This is a genomic window from Enterobacter sp. CPE_E1241 (genome assembly GCF_045618265.1).
In the GTDB taxonomy this organism is placed as follows: domain Bacteria; phylum Pseudomonadota; class Gammaproteobacteria; order Enterobacterales; family Enterobacteriaceae; genus Enterobacter; species Enterobacter adelaidei.
Genome location: NZ_JBIWYV010000001.1, coordinates 879915 through 897604 on the forward strand (window position 1 = coordinate 879915; position 17690 = coordinate 897604).

15 protein-coding genes are annotated in these 17690 nt (G+C 53.8%); 8 read left to right on the forward strand and 7 right to left on the reverse strand.

What is annotated here, in order from left to right; translation table 11 throughout:
• Positions 1–45: 45 nt before the first annotated feature.
• Together ACJ9Y9_RS04245 and ACJ9Y9_RS04250 are read right to left on the reverse strand one after the other, a co-directional pair.
• Positions 46–837, reverse strand: coding sequence for a DUF2950 family protein (locus ACJ9Y9_RS04245; RefSeq protein ID WP_028016707.1), 792 nt, complete (start codon positions 835–837; stop codon positions 46–48).
• A 10-nt stretch (positions 838–847) separates the two neighbouring features.
• A complete protein-coding gene (locus ACJ9Y9_RS04250; protein ID WP_028016708.1) occupies positions 848–2407 on the reverse strand; it encodes a DUF3300 domain-containing protein in 1560 nt (519 codons plus the stop codon).
• 603 nt (positions 2408–3010) lie between these two features.
• Between ACJ9Y9_RS04250 and acnB the strand changes: the two genes are divergently transcribed.
• Together acnB and yacL are read left to right on the forward strand one after the other, a co-directional pair.
• Complete coding sequence (gene acnB, locus ACJ9Y9_RS04255; protein WP_032666768.1) at positions 3011–5608, forward strand: bifunctional aconitate hydratase 2/2-methylisocitrate dehydratase; 2598 nt, start codon at positions 3011–3013, stop codon at positions 5606–5608.
• Between the two features lie 190 nt (positions 5609–5798).
• Positions 5799–6161: a protein YacL gene (yacL, locus tag ACJ9Y9_RS04260; protein ID WP_028016710.1), complete on the forward strand. Its 363-nt coding sequence runs from the start codon at positions 5799–5801 to the stop codon at positions 6159–6161.
• A gap of 31 nt (positions 6162–6192) precedes the next feature.
• On the opposite strand, the gene speD is transcribed toward yacL, so the two are convergent.
• From speD to ACJ9Y9_RS04275, 3 genes are all read right to left on the reverse strand, one after another.
• Positions 6193–6987, reverse strand: coding sequence for an adenosylmethionine decarboxylase (gene speD / locus ACJ9Y9_RS04265; RefSeq protein ID WP_028016711.1), 795 nt, complete (start codon positions 6985–6987; stop codon positions 6193–6195).
• Positions 6988–7857 carry a polyamine aminopropyltransferase gene (speE, locus tag ACJ9Y9_RS04270; RefSeq protein WP_028016712.1) on the reverse strand — a complete coding sequence of 290 codons (870 nt, stop codon included), beginning with the start codon at positions 7855–7857 and terminating at the stop codon, positions 6988–6990. It lies immediately after the preceding gene.
• Between the two features lie 115 nt (positions 7858–7972).
• Positions 7973–8320, reverse strand: coding sequence for a YacC family pilotin-like protein (locus ACJ9Y9_RS04275; protein ID WP_028016713.1), 348 nt, complete (start codon positions 8318–8320; stop codon positions 7973–7975).
• A 145-nt stretch (positions 8321–8465) separates the two neighbouring features.
• Here ACJ9Y9_RS04275 and cueO point away from each other — a divergent pair, with 145 nt between their 5' ends.
• The gene (cueO, locus tag ACJ9Y9_RS04280) at positions 8466–10034 is read left to right on the forward strand and encodes a multicopper oxidase CueO (RefSeq protein WP_028016714.1); all 1569 of its coding nucleotides are present in this window, start codon (positions 8466–8468) and stop codon (positions 10032–10034) included.
• Between the two features lie 135 nt (positions 10035–10169).
• Here cueO and ACJ9Y9_RS04285 read toward each other — a convergent pair whose 3' ends face one another.
• Positions 10170–12560 (reverse strand): glucose/quinate/shikimate family membrane-bound PQQ-dependent dehydrogenase, encoded by a 2391-nt coding sequence (locus ACJ9Y9_RS04285; RefSeq protein ID WP_028016715.1) that lies wholly within the window; start codon positions 12558–12560, stop codon positions 10170–10172.
• A gap of 206 nt (positions 12561–12766) precedes the next feature.
• On the opposite strand from ACJ9Y9_RS04285, the gene hpt reads away from it, so the two are divergent.
• On the forward strand, positions 12767–13303 hold the full coding sequence (gene hpt / locus ACJ9Y9_RS04290; protein ID WP_008501948.1) for a hypoxanthine phosphoribosyltransferase: 537 nt from the start codon (positions 12767–12769) through the stop codon (positions 13301–13303).
• A gap of 61 nt (positions 13304–13364) precedes the next feature.
• Here hpt and can read toward each other — a convergent pair whose 3' ends face one another.
• A complete protein-coding gene (can, locus tag ACJ9Y9_RS04295) occupies positions 13365–14027 on the reverse strand; it encodes a carbonate dehydratase (RefSeq protein WP_028016716.1) in 663 nt (220 codons plus the stop codon).
• Positions 14028–14134: 107 nt separating this feature from the next.
• Here can and ACJ9Y9_RS04300 point away from each other — a divergent pair, with 107 nt between their 5' ends.
• From ACJ9Y9_RS04300 to ACJ9Y9_RS04315, 4 genes are all read left to right on the forward strand, one after another.
• Positions 14135–15061, forward strand: a complete 927-nt coding sequence (locus ACJ9Y9_RS04300; protein ID WP_028016717.1) for an ABC transporter ATP-binding protein — start codon at positions 14135–14137, stop codon at positions 15059–15061.
• Positions 15058–15828 (forward strand): ABC transporter permease, encoded by a 771-nt coding sequence (locus ACJ9Y9_RS04305; RefSeq protein ID WP_028016718.1) that lies wholly within the window; start codon positions 15058–15060, stop codon positions 15826–15828. Before ACJ9Y9_RS04300 ends, ACJ9Y9_RS04305 begins: the two co-directional genes overlap by 4 nt.
• 104 nt (positions 15829–15932) lie before the next feature.
• Positions 15933–16373, forward strand: coding sequence for a PTS sugar transporter subunit IIA (locus tag ACJ9Y9_RS04310; protein WP_028016719.1), 441 nt, complete (start codon positions 15933–15935; stop codon positions 16371–16373).
• Positions 16374–16437: 64 nt separating this feature from the next.
• Positions 16438–17685, forward strand: a complete 1248-nt coding sequence (locus ACJ9Y9_RS04315) for a polysaccharide deacetylase family protein (protein WP_028016720.1) — start codon at positions 16438–16440, stop codon at positions 17683–17685.
• The last annotated feature ends 5 nt before the right edge of the window (positions 17686–17690 follow it).

Below are 17690 nucleotides of genomic sequence, written 5' to 3' on the forward strand. Positions count from 1 at the left end.
CCTTACCCGGCCTACAGGCCTCGCTGGAGAAGAGCTACCGCACATTCAGGGCTCGACGGGCTGCCAGGTTTTATCAGGAGCATATGAGGCCAGCGCCCGCGCCTTATGCTCCGAATCGCTGCCGAGATCCGACTGGAACACCTTGTCGTCCTGATTTATCAAAAAGCTCATTACGCCCGTCTGGCCGTAGCTGACCGGCCAGGCAACCATTGCGAAACCGTGGTTATCCGGCAAAATTCTGAAGCGATAGCCGTGATAGCCAGTACCCGGTTCTTTTGGACTGAAGGCCGGGCCGAGCGGGCTGGGCGTTTCACCGGGTGATGCAGGCCAGTACAAACCGTCCTTTTTCCCTGTGGTGCTGACGATCTTCTGGGCATACTTCTGGTTCATCGCATAATAGCTCTGCTGTGCATCCACGTAAGCATGTAAGGCTTCAATCGCTGCGAGCTCGTTACGCCCAATTTCGCGGGTCAGGATCTCCTCAGCACCTTCTTTGATATCAAATTGCCAGCCGGAATTGGTCTTGATGACCGGAATAGGGAGCTGCCAGTCGGTCTCTCCGACAACAAGATGCGCCGTGTCACCTTCAACAACGGTGTTATGACGGACTTTCCAGTCGCGCAGGAAGCGATCGACGGCATCAGGGTCGACGCCTTCAGGGGGCAGGAAATCGCGCCAGTTCTCTCCAAGCAGGTTATTCATTGCACTTTCATTCTGATCACGAATGGCATTTGCCAGTGCGTCGGTCGCCTGGTCAGGCGTGCTAAAAGATTGTTGCGCCATAGCCGAGGCCGAAAGCATGAACAACACCATTCCACTGAGTAGTTTACTTTTCATGTCGGCTCCCTTAACGATGTCGAATTTCACGGCGTTCAGCGCGTCCGCCAGCTGCCTGGTGCGGTTGTTGTTGACGAGCGATCTGTCGGCTTTGCGCCCCTCGCTGCTGCTGTGCCTGCCAGTTGGCGGAGCGGCTGTCGTTGCCACTCAGAGCATTAGCCCGGGGCTGACTGATCCGCTGCTGGGTTGTGCGTTGCTGCGCAGGTTGCGAAACCCGTTTTTCATTTCTTTGCGCTGTGGTCTGACGATTATCACGCTGCTGTGTAGTAATCCGCTTTGTCGTCTGCGGTTTGGTGTCATAGCCACGGTAGTTGTTGCGCTGGGAAATCTGCTTCAGCTGCTCATTTGAGGCCTTGCGCTGGACATCTTTGGTTCCCGGACGTGCCGTTTGAGGGAAGGTTTTACCCGTTGATTTCTCCATCTGGCTGAGGGCGGCCTGACGCTGGCTATCGCGATTAACCGGTTTTTGCTGCGTTGAACTTAACCCTGCGGCCGTGTTGGTGGAGTGGAAGCGGTTGTTGAGCTGGCTCGTCGGATAGGGTACGCCTTCCCGATAAGCCGGGTTGTGCTGCCAGGTGCGGTTGGCATCCGTCAGGCGCTGCCCGCTGATTTTATTGAAGTTCTCAACGTTGATATTGATGTTGTTATCACCGTTGCGGTTATAGCCGCCGTGATTATCCCAGTCGTCATGGTGATGATCCCAGTCATCGTCATCATCCCAGTCGATGCTGCTGAAGATGGCATAGGTTGTCGCGACGCCCAGGCTGAAGCCTAAACCGTTAACGAAGCTGTTGCCAAACTGCTCCCCGGGTGAAGGCGGGAGATAGGTGGGGGGATAAGCGGTGTTTGGCCAGGTTCCGTAAACCGTATTAGGGTTGTAGGTGGGAACGTACACGACTTGTGGATCGGCAGATTCAATTTTGATCACCGTTGGAGCCGGTGCGGACGTTGTGTTTGTCGTGGTTGACTCGCTGGTGCTTGTTTTAGACGGCGCCGCTTTTGTCACCGTGGTGACCGTTTGTTGAGGTGTCGACTGTAACGCTCCGGTCTTCTGCGCCAGCACGCGCAGGCGTTGAACGGAATCCATCACATCTTTGGGTTGTGCGAGAAACGCATCGCCCAGATTTTGTACCCACGGTGGGTTCTCTCCCATCAGTGACATCAACTGAGGAAAGGCGACCAGCGATTTTACGCTGGGATCCCAGGGTTGGCTGGCAACGGCCTGAATAGCGGCATCACCTTCCATTTTAGGGTTGTCTTTCGACCACTGTGCAGCCTGGATGACGTTGGCCGGGTAGGTTGATGCCATCAAAATTTGCGACAGCAACGCGTCCGGGTAGAGCGCGATAGGGGCAACCCACTGATCGATTTGCGCGGCAGAGTATGTTGGTGTCGCGGCAGGAGCCGATTGGGGAGCAGGGGTTGCTACCGGTGCAACGGGTTGCTGTACGACGGGAGCCGGGGCTACAGGCTCCGTTGCACGGCTTTTGACGAACATGACGCCAGAGGCAGCAAGCAGCCCGGTACTGCAAAGAAGAACAAGCAGATGTGGCTTAAAAGACAACTTCATAAAATGACTCCAACGAGACAAGCGCTGTGCCGTGAGGCGTTACGGTTGGCGTGAGTATTATTCACCCGTCTTTTACTGTTTTGACTTTTCTTGGGAAACCATCCGGGGTATCCGGATAAAGAGTGTGAGCATTTATTACACAATTATATGTGATGCTGGAAAAATCGCTGGGATTTCAGAAGGCCGCTCTTGTGAGCGGCCAGCAGTAAACCAATCACAACGATCAGCGCAGTGATTCGCATCTCCATTGTGTGCGTTCCTGTAAAGGCTACGCGGGTTCATTCTCCACCGGGAAAGGCAGAACCAGGCAAGTTGGGATTGCCGCAAATCTTCCTGCCCGGTGTGCTACCATCGCAAGGCAACAAAAAAACCGCTGTGAGGCGGTTTTTTTGTACCTTCAAATCATCTCCTCTCCCTGCTACACCATGCTTAACGATTCAGCAAATTTTTTAATGTTGCTTTTTTGTAAACGGATTAACACTGTGCAGAAATCCTGCTATGCTGCCCGACGCGGTATCGGGCATTTACCCTACAAACTGCTGTCTCACAGGAGCGTGAAGAGAACGCCCGCCGCATATGACAATGAGAGCGAGGAGAACCGTCGTGCTAGAAGAATACCGTAAGCACGTAGCAGAACGTGCCGCCGAGGGAATTGTACCCAAACCTTTAGATGCAACCCAAATGGCCGCGCTCGTCGAGCTGCTGAAGAACCCGCCTAAGGGCGAAGAAGAATTCCTGTTAGATCTGCTGATCAACCGCGTACCGCCTGGCGTAGATGAAGCTGCCTACGTAAAAGCCGGATTCCTTGCTGCTATCGCCAAAGGCGAAGCCACCTCCCCACTGGTTACTCCTGAAAAAGCCATTGAACTGCTCGGCACCATGCAGGGTGGTTACAACATTCATCCGCTGATTGACGCGCTGGATAACGACAAGCTGGCTCCGATTGCCGCTAAAGCGCTCTCCTCAACGCTGCTGATGTTCGATAACTTCTACGATGTGGAAGAAAAAGCGAAAGCGGGCAATGTCTATGCGAAGCAGGTGATGCAATCCTGGGCTGATGCCGAATGGTTCCTGAACCGTCCTGCTCTGGCTGAAAAAATTACCGTTACCGTCTTTAAAGTGACGGGCGAAACCAACACCGATGACCTCTCTCCGGCACCGGACGCGTGGTCTCGCCCGGATATCCCTCTGCACGCCCTGGCGATGCTGAAAAACGCCCGTGAAGGCATTGAGCCGGATCAGCCGGGCAGCGTCGGCCCGATCAAACAGATCGAAGCTCTGCAGAAAAAAGGTTTCCCGCTGGCTTATGTGGGTGACGTTGTGGGTACCGGTTCTTCCCGTAAGTCTGCAACCAACTCCGTGCTGTGGTTCATGGGCGACGACATTCCACACGTGCCGAATAAGCGCGGTGGCGGTCTGTGCCTCGGCGGAAAAATTGCTCCAATCTTCTTCAACACCATGGAAGATGCGGGCGCACTGCCGATCGAAGTGGATGTTTCTAACCTGAACATGGGCGACGTGATTGACGTTTATCCGTTCAAAGGCGAAGTACGTAACCACGAAACCAACGAACTGCTGGCAAGCTTCGAGCTGAAAACCGACGTGCTGATCGACGAAGTGCGTGCAGGTGGCCGTATTCCTCTGATTATTGGCCGTGGCCTGACAACCAAAGCGCGTGAAGCGCTGGGTCTGCCACACAGCGATGTATTCCGTCACGCGAAAGACGTTGCGGAAAGCAATCGCGGTTACTCACTGGCGCAGAAAATGGTTGGTCGTGCATGCGGCGTCGCCGGTATCCGTCCTGGTGCATACTGCGAGCCGAAGATGACCTCTGTGGGCTCCCAGGATACCACTGGCCCAATGACCCGTGACGAACTGAAAGACCTGGCGTGCCTGGGCTTCTCTTCCGATCTGGTGATGCAGTCCTTCTGCCACACTGCGGCGTATCCGAAGCCGGTTGATGTGACGACACACCACACGCTGCCTGACTTCATCATGAACCGTGGCGGGGTTTCCCTGCGTCCGGGTGATGGTGTTATCCACTCCTGGCTGAACCGTATGCTGCTGCCAGATACCGTGGGTACCGGTGGTGACTCCCATACCCGTTTCCCGATTGGTATCTCCTTCCCGGCGGGTTCTGGTCTGGTGGCGTTTGCTGCGGCAACTGGCGTGATGCCGCTGGATATGCCGGAATCTGTTCTGGTGCGCTTCAAAGGCAAAATGCAGCCGGGTATCACCCTGCGTGACCTGGTTCACGCGATCCCGCTGTATGCGATTAAACAGGGCCTGCTGACCGTTGAGAAGAAAGGTAAGAAAAACATCTTCTCTGGCCGTATCCTGGAAATTGAAGGTCTGCCAGATCTGAAAGTTGAGCAGGCGTTCGAACTGACCGATGCCTCCGCTGAACGTTCTGCTGCGGGCTGTACCATCAAGCTGAACAAAGAGCCGATTATTGAGTATCTGAACTCTAACATCGTGCTGTTGAAGTGGATGATTGCAGAAGGCTACGGCGACCGTCGTACGCTGGAGCGTCGTATCCAGGGCATGGAAAAATGGCTGGCCGATCCGCAGCTGCTGGAAGCTGATGCTGACGCAGAATACGCGGCAGTGATCGACATCGATCTGGCGGATATCAAAGAGCCAATTCTGTGTGCACCGAACGATCCGGACGATGCGCGTCTGCTCTCTGATGTTCAGGGCGAGAAGATCGATGAAGTGTTCATCGGTTCTTGTATGACCAACATTGGTCACTTCCGCGCGGCAGGTAAATTGCTGGATACCCATAAAGGCCAGTTGCCAACCCGTCTGTGGGTGGCGCCGCCAACCCGTATGGACGCGGCTCAGCTGACCGAAGAGGGCTACTACAGCGTGTTTGGTAAGAGTGGGGCGCGTATCGAAATTCCTGGCTGTTCCCTGTGTATGGGTAACCAGGCGCGCGTAGCTGACGGTGCGACGGTGGTGTCCACCTCTACCCGTAACTTCCCGAACCGTTTAGGTACCGGTGCGAACGTCTTCCTGGCTTCTGCGGAGCTGGCGGCGGTTGCGGCGCTGATTGGCAAACTGCCAACGCCGGAAGAGTACCAGACCTTTGTGGCTCAGGTTGATAAGACGGCGGTGGATACCTATCGCTATCTGAACTTCGACCAGCTCTCTCAGTACACCGAGAAGGCTGACGGGGTTATCTTCCAGACGGCAGTATAAACAGCAAAACCGTCTCCACGAGACGGTTTTTAGTGTTTGCACCCTCTCCCGTGGGAGAGGGACGGGGTGAGGGCATCAGGCCGCAGGGTCTCGCTCTCACCTTTTTATTTTCATTCCTCCTACCTCCCACGCTTTTTTTCTGCCTCTCTGCTGCGATAATTACCCTAATGGCTTTGCAGAGGAAAACACTATGGATTACGAATTTCTGCGCGACATCACCGGAGTGGTGAAAGTGCGTATGTCGATGGGCCACGAAGCCGTTGGACACTGGTTTAACGAAGAGGTGAAAGAAAATCTCGCACTTCTTGATGAAGTTGAACAGGCGGCGAATACGGTGAAAGGCAGTGAACGCTCCTGGCAACGTGCCGGACACGAATACACGCTGTGGATGGACGGTGAAGAGGTGATGGTGCGAGCCAACCAGCTTGAATTCTCGGGTGACGAGATGGAAGAGGGGATGAGCTACTACGATGAAGAGAGTCTGTCGCTGTGCGGCGTTGAAGACTTCCTGAAGGTGGTGAATGCATACCGCGAGTTTATGAAACAGAGATAATTTCCCGAAGCATCCTTGCTCCGGGCAACACTTACACGGCCGGAATATTGCGGCCGTAGTAGATTTCGCGCATCTCTTTCCAGAGCAGGTCAGTGATGGCCTTACGCTCTTCTTCGCTCAGATCTTCCGGCTTCGTGTGGAACATGTAGTGCTTAAGGTCGAATTCCTTCAGTAACATCTTGGTATGGAAGATGTTCTCCTGATATACGTTCACGTCCATCATGTCGTACAGCGCCTTCATATCCTCAGACATAAAGTTCTGAATCGAGTTGATCTCGTGGTCAATGAAGTGCTTCATGCCGTTGATATCACGGGTGAAACCGCGCACGCGGTAATCAATGGTGACAATATCGGATTCCAACTGGTGGATTAAATAGTTCAGCGCGTTCAGCGGGGAGATCACGCCGCAGGTCGACACTTCTATATCGGCGCGGAACGTACACAGCCCACCTTCCGGATGGCTCTCCGGATAGGTATGAACGCAGATATGGCTTTTATCAAGGTGAGCAACAACCACTTCCGGCAGCGGGCCCGGATGTTCGGTTTTGTCGATAAGCTTAGGATCGACGGGTTCTTCGCTCACCAGAATGGTTACGCTGGCACCCTGAGGTTCATAATCCTGTCTGGCGATATTCAGGATGTTTGCCCCGATAATCGAGCAGGTTTCTGACAGGATCTCGGTCAGACGGTTGGCGTTGTAGAGTTCATCGATATAGGCGATGTAACCATCGCGTTCTTCCGCTGTTTTGGCATAGCAGATATCGTAAATACAAAAACTCAGGCTTTTGGTCAGGTTGTTAAAGCCATGTAGTTTAAGCTTTTTCAATTAGCTCACCCCCTTAGTGGATAAGGCGTCCTGAAGATACTGCGGCAGCGCAAACGCTGCGGTATGAACAGCAGGATTGTAGTATCGGCACTGAAGACCTGCCTGATGGAAACGGGCCTGGATAATTTCGGTGGAGAGATGGCGCAGCACGTCGTTATCCGTCGCCCAGGCAAAGGTCATGATCCCGCCGTAGTAGGTCGGAATGGCGGCCTGGTAGAAGCTGACGTCGCCAAAGTAGGTGCTCAGTTTGCGATGGCTATCGAGAGCTTCATCCTGCTGCAGGAAGCAGACGCCATTTTGCGCGACAAAGATCCCTCCAGGATTCAGGCAGCGCTTGCAGCCTTCGTAGAAGGAGGAAGTAAACAGCGACGCGCCTGGGCCGATGGGGTCGGTACAGTCCGAGATAATGACATCAAAGGTCTGCGTGGTCTGATTAACGAAGTTAACCCCGTCGTCAATCACCAGATTAAAACGCGGATCGTCATAGCTACCAGCATTGTGGTTGGGCAGGTACTGACGGCAGAAAGAGACCACGCCCGCATCGATCTCCACCATGGTGATGGTTTCAATAGAGCGATGGCGGGAAACTTCACGCAGCATAGCCCCGTCGCCACCGCCGATAATCAGGACATGCTTCGCATGCCCGTGCGCCAGCAGCGGGACGTGGGTCATCATTTCATGATAGATAAACTCATCTCGCTCGGTCGTTTGCACGACGCCGTCCAGCGCCATGACGCGGCCAAAGGCGGCATTCTCGAAGATGATCAGATCCTGGTGATCGGTTTTCTCATGATAGAGCACGTTATCAACGGCAAAGTACTGACCAAACTGGTCATGCAGTGTTTCATGCCACAACGTGTGGTCGGCCATACGCAGACTCCTCCTTTGTTAACATCCGTTACATTCACAAAAAGTGAGCGAAACATGATAGCTAACTCTCACCGTGGTTGCACGGCTACAGGCTCAACAAGGAGCGTCGGGAAGCTTATTTCACGTAGGCGAGCAGGCTGAGTGAATCGCGAGCCAGCGCTTTGCATTTTTTGGCAGTAGGGATACCAATACCGCTCAGGTCACGGTAGCTGTCTTCACCAAGAGATTTCATGTCGAAGCTGTCGTAATTGCTGAGGTCCCATTGGTTCTGCTGAGCAAAAAAGACCAGCGCGCGGCGAATTTGCCCGTTGGGTAAATTCTGGTAGCCACAATCATTTTTCAGGAATACAAAAACCGCCGTCAGATCGGCCATATCTTCCGCTTCATTTTCACTTAGCGCATAGCTGTTCGCACACATTGCCATCAGGCTGGTGAACAAAATTGTCCTGAAAAACGTCTTCATTGCTTCTACCACTGCTTCACGGAAAAATAACGTTAGCATACTTGGTGCCAGTGCGACGATCTTTATTATTACCGCTTTACTTGACCTTCCGGTAAGGGGAGGGTTTATGCTCAAAAGATCGCCGGCTGGAAATAAGGAAATGAACATGCAACGTCGTGATTTTTTAAAATATTCCGTTGCGCTGGGGGTTGCCAGCGCATTACCACTGTGGAGCCGCACGGTTTTCGCGGCTGACAGACCTGCCTTACCCATCCCGGACTTACTGACTGCTGACGCCCGTAGTCGTATCCAGCTTGTTGTTCAGTCCGGTAAAACGGCCTTCGGTGGACACAACGCTACAACGTGGGGTTATAACGGCAATCTGCTTGGTCCGGCGCTTCAGCTACGTAAAGGGAAAGCCGTCACCGTTGATATTCACAACACGCTGGCAGAAGAGACGACGCTGCACTGGCACGGGCTGGAGGTGCCGGGCGAGGTCGACGGCGGTCCGCAAGGGATTATTAAAGCGGGCGGTACGCGCAGCGTTACCTTTACGCCTGACCAGCGCGCCGCGACCTGCTGGTTCCACCCCCATCAGCACGGCAAAACGGGCCATCAGGTAGCGATGGGGTTGGCGGGCCTGGTGCTGATTGAAGATGACGAAAGCCGCCTGCTGCGTCTGCCTAAACAGTGGGGGATCGACGATGTACCGGTGATTGTCCAGGACAAAAAATTCACCGCAGACGGTCAGATTGATTATCAACTGGATGTGATGACCGCGGCGGTAGGCTGGTTTGGTGATACTCTGCTGACCAACGGCGCCATTTATCCGCAGCACTCCGCGCCGAAGGGCTGGCTGCGTTTACGTCTGCTTAACGGGTGCAATGCACGCTCCCTGAACTTTGCTACCAGTGATAATCGTCCTCTGTACGTGGTCGCCAGCGACGGCGGATTGCTACCTGAACCGGTGAAAGTGAGCGAGCTCCCAATGCTGATGGGGGAACGCTTTGAAGTGCTGGTGGATATCAGCGACGGCAAAGTGTTTGACCTGGTCACGTTGCCGGTCAGCCAGATGGGTATGGCGGTTGCGCCCTTTGACAAGCCGCACCCGGTGTTGCGGATCCAGCCACTGCAGGTTACAGCATCGGGCACGCTGCAGGATACGCTGACGTCGCTCCCGGCGTTACCTTCCCTTGAAGGTTTAACCCAACGTAAGCTGCAGCTTTCCATGAACCCGATGCTTGATATGATGGGTATGCAGGCGCTGATGGCGAAATATGGCGATCGGGCGATGGCGGGGATGCAACACGGGCAGATGATGGGGCATATGAATATGGACCACGGCAAAATGGGCGGTATGGGTAACATGAATCATGGTGACCATGGCTTTGACTTCCACAACGCCAACATGATCAACGGCCAGGCGTTCGACATGAACACGCCAATGTTTGCTGCCACAAAAGGGCAGTTTGAGCGTTGGGTGATTTCTGGCGAAGGCGACATGATGCTGCATCCGTTCCATATCCACGGTACCCAGTTCCGCATTCTTTCAGAGAACGGCAAAGCGCCTGATGTGCATCGCGCGGGCTGGAAAGATACCGTCAGGGTTGAAGGAGGGGTCAGCGAGGTGCTGGTGAAATTTGACCATGCCGCGCCGAAAGAGTTTGCCTATATGGCGCACTGTCATCTGCTGGAGCATGAAGATACGGGGATGATGTTGGGGTTCACCGTTTAGATTAGTGCGGCCTGATGCCCTCACCCTGACCCTCTCCCACAGGGAGAGGGAATAAACACAAAAACGGCAACCGAAGTTGCCGTTTTGCATATTACCGTAGGCCGGGTAAGGCGTAGCCGCCACCGGGCTTTTCAGTTACTTACTTTCATCAGGCAGTGCATACGCGACAATATAGTCGCCCATCTTCGTGCCAAACGAACCGTGACCACCCGCAGAGATGACAACGTACTGCTTGCCATTCACTTCATAGGTCATCGGCGTTGCCTGCCCACCGGCTGGCAGACGGCCTTGCCACAGTTTCTCACCGTTGGTCATGTTGTACGCGCGCAGGTAGTTATCTGCGGTCGCCGCGATGAACAGGACGTTACCGGCGGTGGAGATTGGGCCACCCAGCATCGGCATACCCATATTGAACGGCACCGGAACTGGCATCGGGAACGGCATGCTGTCCTGTGGCGTACCAATACGTTTTTTCCACACAATCTGGTTAGTTTTCAGGTCCAGACCGGAGATATAACCCCAGGCAGGCTGTTTACACGGCAGACCAAACGGAGACAGGAACGGGTTCAGCGTCACGCCAAACGGCACGCCATACTGCGGCTGAATGCCGGATTCGGTTCCTGTGCCTTTCGCGTCTTTCGGTGGCTCCATTGGGTTACCTGGGCCACGTGGGATCAGACGGGAAACGAACGGCAGCGCCATCGGGTTGGCAATCGCTACCTGACGGTTCGGGTCAACGGAGATCCCGCCCCATTCGAACATCCCCAGGTTACCCGGGAAGACCAGCGTGCCCTGCTCAGAAGGCGGGGTGAAGATACCTTCGTAGCGCAACTGGTGGAACATCACGCGGCACACCAGCTGGTCAAACATTGTGGCACCCCACATGTCTGCACCGCTCAGATCTTTCTTCGGACGGAAGCTCAGGTCAGAGAATGGCTGCGTCTTACTGACGTAATCGCCTTTTGCCGCACCCTGTGGCACTGGTTTTTCTGGCGCAGGCACAACCAGTTTACCGTTGCTGCGATCCAGTACGAAGATGTTGCCGGTTTTCGCCGGAGCGTAAATCACCGGAACGGTTTTGCCGTTAACGGTAATGTCCGCCAGTGTCGGCTGGGATGGCATGTCCATATCCCACAGATCGTGGTGAACGGTCTGGTAGCTCCAGGCCAGCTTACCGGTGGTCGCATTCAGCGCCACGATAGCGCTCGCGTAGCGTTCCTGCTCCGGCGTGCGGTAACCACCCCAGATATCGGGTGTGGTTACACCCATTGGCAGGTAGACCAGGTCCAGCTTCGCGTCATACGCCGCTGGCGCCCAGGAGTTTGGCGAGTTAAAGGTAAAGGTGTGTTCATCTGACGGGATCGCATTGGGATCTTTCGCGCCCGGGTCGAAGGCCCACAGCAGTTTACCGGTGTTCACGTCGAAACCACGGATGACGCCGGAGGTTTCACGCGTGGAGAAGTTATCCGTTACCGAACCAGCAATCACGATGGTTTTATCGGTGATGATCGGTGGAGAGGTTGGCTCATACAGACCCGGCGTGGTGTCCGGCATATTGGTCTGCAGATTAAGGATACCTTTGTTGGCAAAGGTTTCGCACAGCTTGCCCGTTTCGGCGTTGATGGCGAACAGGCGGCCATCGTTCACCGGCAGCATAATGCGGCGAGGACAGTCGGCAATGACTTCCGGGCTGGCATTATCGGCACGCGCTTCGTGGTAAGAGACGCCACGGCAGGTGACATGCTGGAACGACGGGTTGGAATTGAGCTGTGGGTCGAAGTGCCATTTCTCTTTACCCGTGGCCGCATCAAGCGCGAACAGACGCTGGTGCGCCGTACACAGATAAAGCATATCGCCCACTTTAATTGGCGTCACTTCGTTGGTCAGTTCGCCCGGATCGTTTGGCATCTTCAGATCGCCAGTACGGAATACCCAGGCTTCTTTCAGGTTTTTAACGTTATCCGCGTTGATCTGCTTCAGCGGGGAGTAGCGTTGACCTTCCTGATTACGACCATACGCAGGCCAGTCACCGTCCGCAACCTGCGAGATAGCCGCAGCAGGCGTGGATTCCGTGTTCAGCGTGCCTTTGATTTCCTGCGGGTCGTTAAAACCGGCCCAGGTCAGGATGCCACCGCTGATTAACAGGGCTACCACCAGCGCTGCAACGGCACCACTGGAAGGTACAATCAGGCGACGCCAGACGAAGGGCAGGATCAGCCAGATACCAAAGAACACGAGGATGTCGCTACGTGGCGTCAGTGCCCAGAAGTCGAACCCGACTTCCCAGACGCCCCAGATCATGGTGGCGAGGAGTAATGCAGCATACAGCCACAGCGCGGATTGTTTTCTACGCAATAGCAGGATGGTTACACCAACCATAACCAAACCTGCAATTGGGTAGTACCAGGAGCCGCCAAGCGCGACCAGCCAGACGCCACCGATTAACAAATACAGCGCGCAGAAAGCTGCGAAGGCCGCTGTTAATGTCACCAGTAGACGCGGCTGTTGAGTTTTTGTTTCAGCCATAGAAAAGTACTCGTCAGTTTTGTTAATTATTTGCTAGCAATTAATTATAGGCATTAACAAATGTGATCGGAATCACAATATTTGCTTTTTACAACTCATACGCCAGGGTTATCCATTTGCTGATATAATGGCTGGCTTGCGTATCGATGCCGGAGATTAATTCATCCGCATTGAGAGATTTTCATTAAAATCATATGGTTAGTAATATGAAACATACTGTTGAAGTGATGATCCCGGAAGCCGAGATCAAAGCGCGTATCGCCGAACTGGGTCGTCAAATCACCGAACATTACAAGGACAGCGGCAGCGAAATGGTGCTGGTCGGTCTGTTGCGTGGCTCTTTCATGTTCATGGCAGACCTGTGCCGTGAAGTGCATGTGCCACATGAGGTCGATTTTATGACCGCCTCCAGCTACGGCAGCGGCATGTCCACAACCCGTGATGTGAAAATCCTGAAAGACCTGGATGAAGATATTCGTGGCAAAGATGTGTTGATCGTTGAGGACATCATCGACTCCGGCAACACGCTGTCTAAAGTGCGCGAGATCCTGAGCCTGCGTGAACCGAAATCCCTGGCGATTTGTACGCTACTGGATAAACCTGACCGCCGTGAAGTGCAGGTGCCGGTAGAGTTCGTGGGTTTCTCGATTCCTGACGAATTCGTCGTCGGTTACGGCATTGACTACGCGCAGCGCTATCGTCATCTGCCGTATGTGGGGAAAGTGGTATTGTTGGACGAGTAATGGTGGGCTGATGCCCTCACCCCGGCCCTCTCCCTGTGGGAGAGGGAGAAAATTCCCTGCTTTATTTATGGTTTACATGCTTAAGCTGAAGGTTGGCAATTCCCGAACGGTAACGCTGTTCCAGCGTTTCGCGGTTTGTTGCAGTCACTTCCAGATTGCGCAGCAGGCCATCGTGAATACCGTACGCCCAGCCGTGGACAGAGACCTTCTGCCCGCGCTTCCACGCCGATTGCATAATCGTTGAGTGGCCCAGGTTATAGACCTGCTCCATCACGTTGAGTTCGCAAAGGGTGTCCATGCGACGCTCTTGCGGCATTTCGCCGAGCAGTGAGCTATGTTTGAACCAGATATCGCGGATGTGCAGCAGCCAGTTATCAATGAGCCCCAGTTCCGTATTTTCAACCGCCGCCTGCACGCCGCCGCAGCCATAGTGACCGCAAATAATGATGTGCTCGACTTCCAGAACGTCAACGGCATACTGAACCACAGAAAGACAGTTGAGGTCGGTATGGATCACCAGGTTGGCGACATTACGGTGAACAAACAGTTCGCCGGGCTCGAGGCCGGTCAGGCGTTCGGCCGGGACGCGGCTGTCGGAACACCCAATCCACAGAAAGCGTGGGTTCTGGGCTTGCGCCAGTTTTCCAAAAAATCCGGGGTCTTCCTCCACTAGCATTTTTGACCATAGTGCATTGTTGCTGATGAGTGTATCTATGTTGTTCATGGAGGTTAGCGACCTGTAACCGAGTTATTGCGTTGCGCTACTATAGGGTAACCCGACTTTTAATGAAACCACACAACGTGTGTAAGAACTGAAGGTAAGTTAAATTCATGGCTATTGCACTGGAGCTTGAGCAGCTTAAAAAAACCTATCCAGGTGGCGTTCAGGCGCTACGCGGGATAGATCTAAAAGTAGAGGCCGGTGATTTTTACGCGCTTCTGGGACCGAACGGCGCGGGGAAATCCACCACGATCGGTATTATCAGCTCGCTGGTTAATAAAACGTCCGGTCGGGTCAGCGTCTTTGGTTATGACCTGCAAAAAGACGTGGTGAACGCCAAGCGCCAGCTGGGGCTGGTTCCGCAGGAGTTCAACTTTAACCCCTTTGAAACCGTACAACAGATTGTAGTGAACCAGGCAGGTTACTACGGCGTTGAGCGCAAAGAGGCGCTTGAGCGCAGCGAAAAGTATCTAAAACAGCTCGATTTGTGGGAAAAGCGTAACGAACGTGCGCGGATGTTATCCGGTGGGATGAAGCGCCGTTTGATGATTGCGCGTGCGCTGATGCATGAACCAAAACTGTTGATCCTCGATGAGCCCACCGCTGGTGTGGACATCGAACTTCGTCGCTCAATGTGGGGGTTCCTGAAAGATCTTAACGACAAAGGCACCACCATTATTCTGACAACCCATTACCTCGAAGAAGCCGAAATGCTCTGCCGCAACATCGGCATCATTCAGAATGGCGAGCTAGTGGAAAACACCTCGATGAAAGACCTGCTCTCCAAGCTGAAATCAGAAACCTTTATCCTCGACCTGGCGGCGAAAAGCCCGCTGCCAAAACTGGAAGGGTATCAGTATCGTCTGGTGGATACCTCGACGCTGGAAGTGGAAGTGCTGCGTGAGCAGGGGATTAACAGCGTGTTCTCTCAGCTAAGCGCACAGGGTGTTCAGGTCTTAAGTATGCGTAACAAAGCGAACCGACTGGAAGAGCTGTTTGTCTCTCTGGTGCAGGATAAACAAGGAGACAAGGCATGACGCATCTTTACTGGGTCGCGCTGAAAAGTATCTGGGCGAAAGAGATTAACCGCTTTATGCGCATCTGGGTGCAAACCCTGGTGCCGCCGGTGATCACCATGACGCTCTATTTCATCATCTTCGGCAACCTGATTGGCTCCCGGATTGGTGAGATGCACGGTTTTACCTATATGCAGTTTATCGTGCCGGGTCTGATCATGATGGCGGTGATCACTAACGCCTATGCCAACGTGGCGTCGTCATTCTTTAGCGCCAAGTTCCAGCGTAATATTGAAGAGCTGCTGGTCGCGCCTGTGCCAACGCACGTCATTATCGCCGGTTATGTCGGTGGCGGCGTGGCGCGTGGCCTCTGCGTGGGGATTCTGGTCACGGCGATCTCGCTGTTCTTTGTTCCGTTCCAGGTGCATTCCTGGCTGTTTGTCGCGCTGACGTTATTGCTGACGGCAATCTTGTTCTCGCTGGCTGGCCTGCTGAATGCAGTCTTCGCCAAAACATTCGACGACATCAGCCTGATCCCGACCTTTGTGCTGACGCCACTGACTTATCTGGGTGGGGTATTCTACTCCCTCACGCTGCTGCCTCCGTTCTGGCAGGCACTGTCGCACCTGAACCCGATTGTGTACATGATCAGCGGCTTCCGCTTTGGCTTCCTTGGCATTACCGATGTGCCGCTGTTTACTACGGTGGCGGTGCTAGTGGTGTTTATCCTCTTCTTCTATCTGCTGTGCTGGTATTTGATCCAGCGCGGGCGCGGTCTTCGCAGCTAACCTTCTGCCCGGCGGCATTCTGTTTGCCGGGCACTTTCTTTGACAGTTATCACCCAAAGCGAACCTTCACTCCGCTAAACTACTTGCCTGCTAAGGAGAGAGTTATGTTGGGATGGGTGATTACCTGCCACGATGAACGGGCGCAGGACATGCTGGATAAGCTTGAAGCCAAATTTGGCCCGCTGGCGCAATGCCGGGCGGTAAATTACTGGCGTGGATTGAGCACCAACATGCTCAGCCGCATGATGTGCGATGCCCTGCATGAAACCGACACCGGTGATGGCGTGATTTTTTTGACCGATAAATCGGGCGCGGCGCCTTACCGCGCAGCCGCATTGCTGAGCCATAAGCATGATTGCTGTGAGGTGATCTCGGGCATCAGCCTTCCATTACTGAAAATGATGTATCCGCAGCGTGAAACGTTAACCAGTGCCGGATTCCGTGACGCTATTGTTGTGCAGGGCGCACCGGAAGTCAGCAGCTTGTGGCATCAGCAGCAAAAAAATCCTCCTTTCGTCCTGCTTCATGACCTGTATAAGAATTAAACGTTGGTATTGATGTCGCTTTTGCTACAATGGCATAAGTATTTCCGCTTCGAATAAGACCCTCATGTTCACGCGTATTGTTTTCCTGTTATTGATGTTCGTGTCTGGCATTTCTTCTGCCAGTTTACTCAGTCAGCAAAGCCTGCCTGCTCAATATATGCAAACCACCGAAGATGCGGCGATCTGGGCGCAGGTGGGGAACAGCGTCATTAATGTTGGCAATGTGCGCGCGGGGCAAATCCTGGCCGTCGTACCTGCGGCGGCGGATTACTACGAATTTCGCTTCGGTTTTGGCACGGGTTTTATCGACAAGGGACACCTTGAGCCGGTTCAGGGGAAACAGCGTGTTGAAGACAGCCTTGGCGATCTGAATAAACCGCTGAGCAATCAGAACCTCATTACCTGGAAAGACACGCCGATCTATAACGCGCCCTCCAGCGGCAGCGCACCGTTCGGGACGTTAAGCGCCAATCTTCGCTACCCTATACTGAACAAGCTTAAAGACCGTCTGAACCAGACCTGGTTCCAGATCCGCATCGGCAACCGTCTGGCATGGGTCAGCAGCCTGGATGCACAGGAAGACAACGGTATTCCTGTTATTACCTACCACCATATTTTGCGTGATGAAGAGAACACTCGTTTCCGTCATACCTCCACAACCACCAGCGTGCGGGCCTTTAACAACCAGATGACCTGGCTTCGCGACCAGGGCTACACCACCCTGACCATGTACCAGCTGGAAGGGTACGTGCGGAATAAGATGAACCTGCCTGCGAAGGCGGTAGCGATCACCTTCGATGACGGACTGAAGTCCGTGAATCGTTACGCTTACCCAATTCTGAAAGAGTATGGTTTTAAGGCGACGGCGTTTATTATTTCCTCGCGCATCAAGCGGCATCCGCAAAAATGGGCACCAAAATTCCTGCAGTTTATGAGCGTGTCGGAGCTGGAGCAGATGCATGACGTGTTCGACTATCAGTCTCACACGCATTTTCTGCACCGCGTTGACGTCAACCATCAGCCCATTTTACTGAGCCGCAGCTACCACAATATTTTGTTTGATTTTAAGCGCTCACGACGGGACCTGGCGCAGTTTAACCCGCACGTGCTTTACCTCTCATATCCGTTTGGGGGCTACGACGAGAAGGCGATAAAAGCGGCGAACGATGCAGGGTTCCACCTGGCAGTGACGACGGTAAGGGGAAAGGTGAAACCGGGAGATAATCCGTTCTTACTGAAACGCCTGTACATCTTAAGAACGGATTCGCTGGAGACGATGTCGCGGCTGATCAGTAATCAGCCGCAGGGATAATGCAC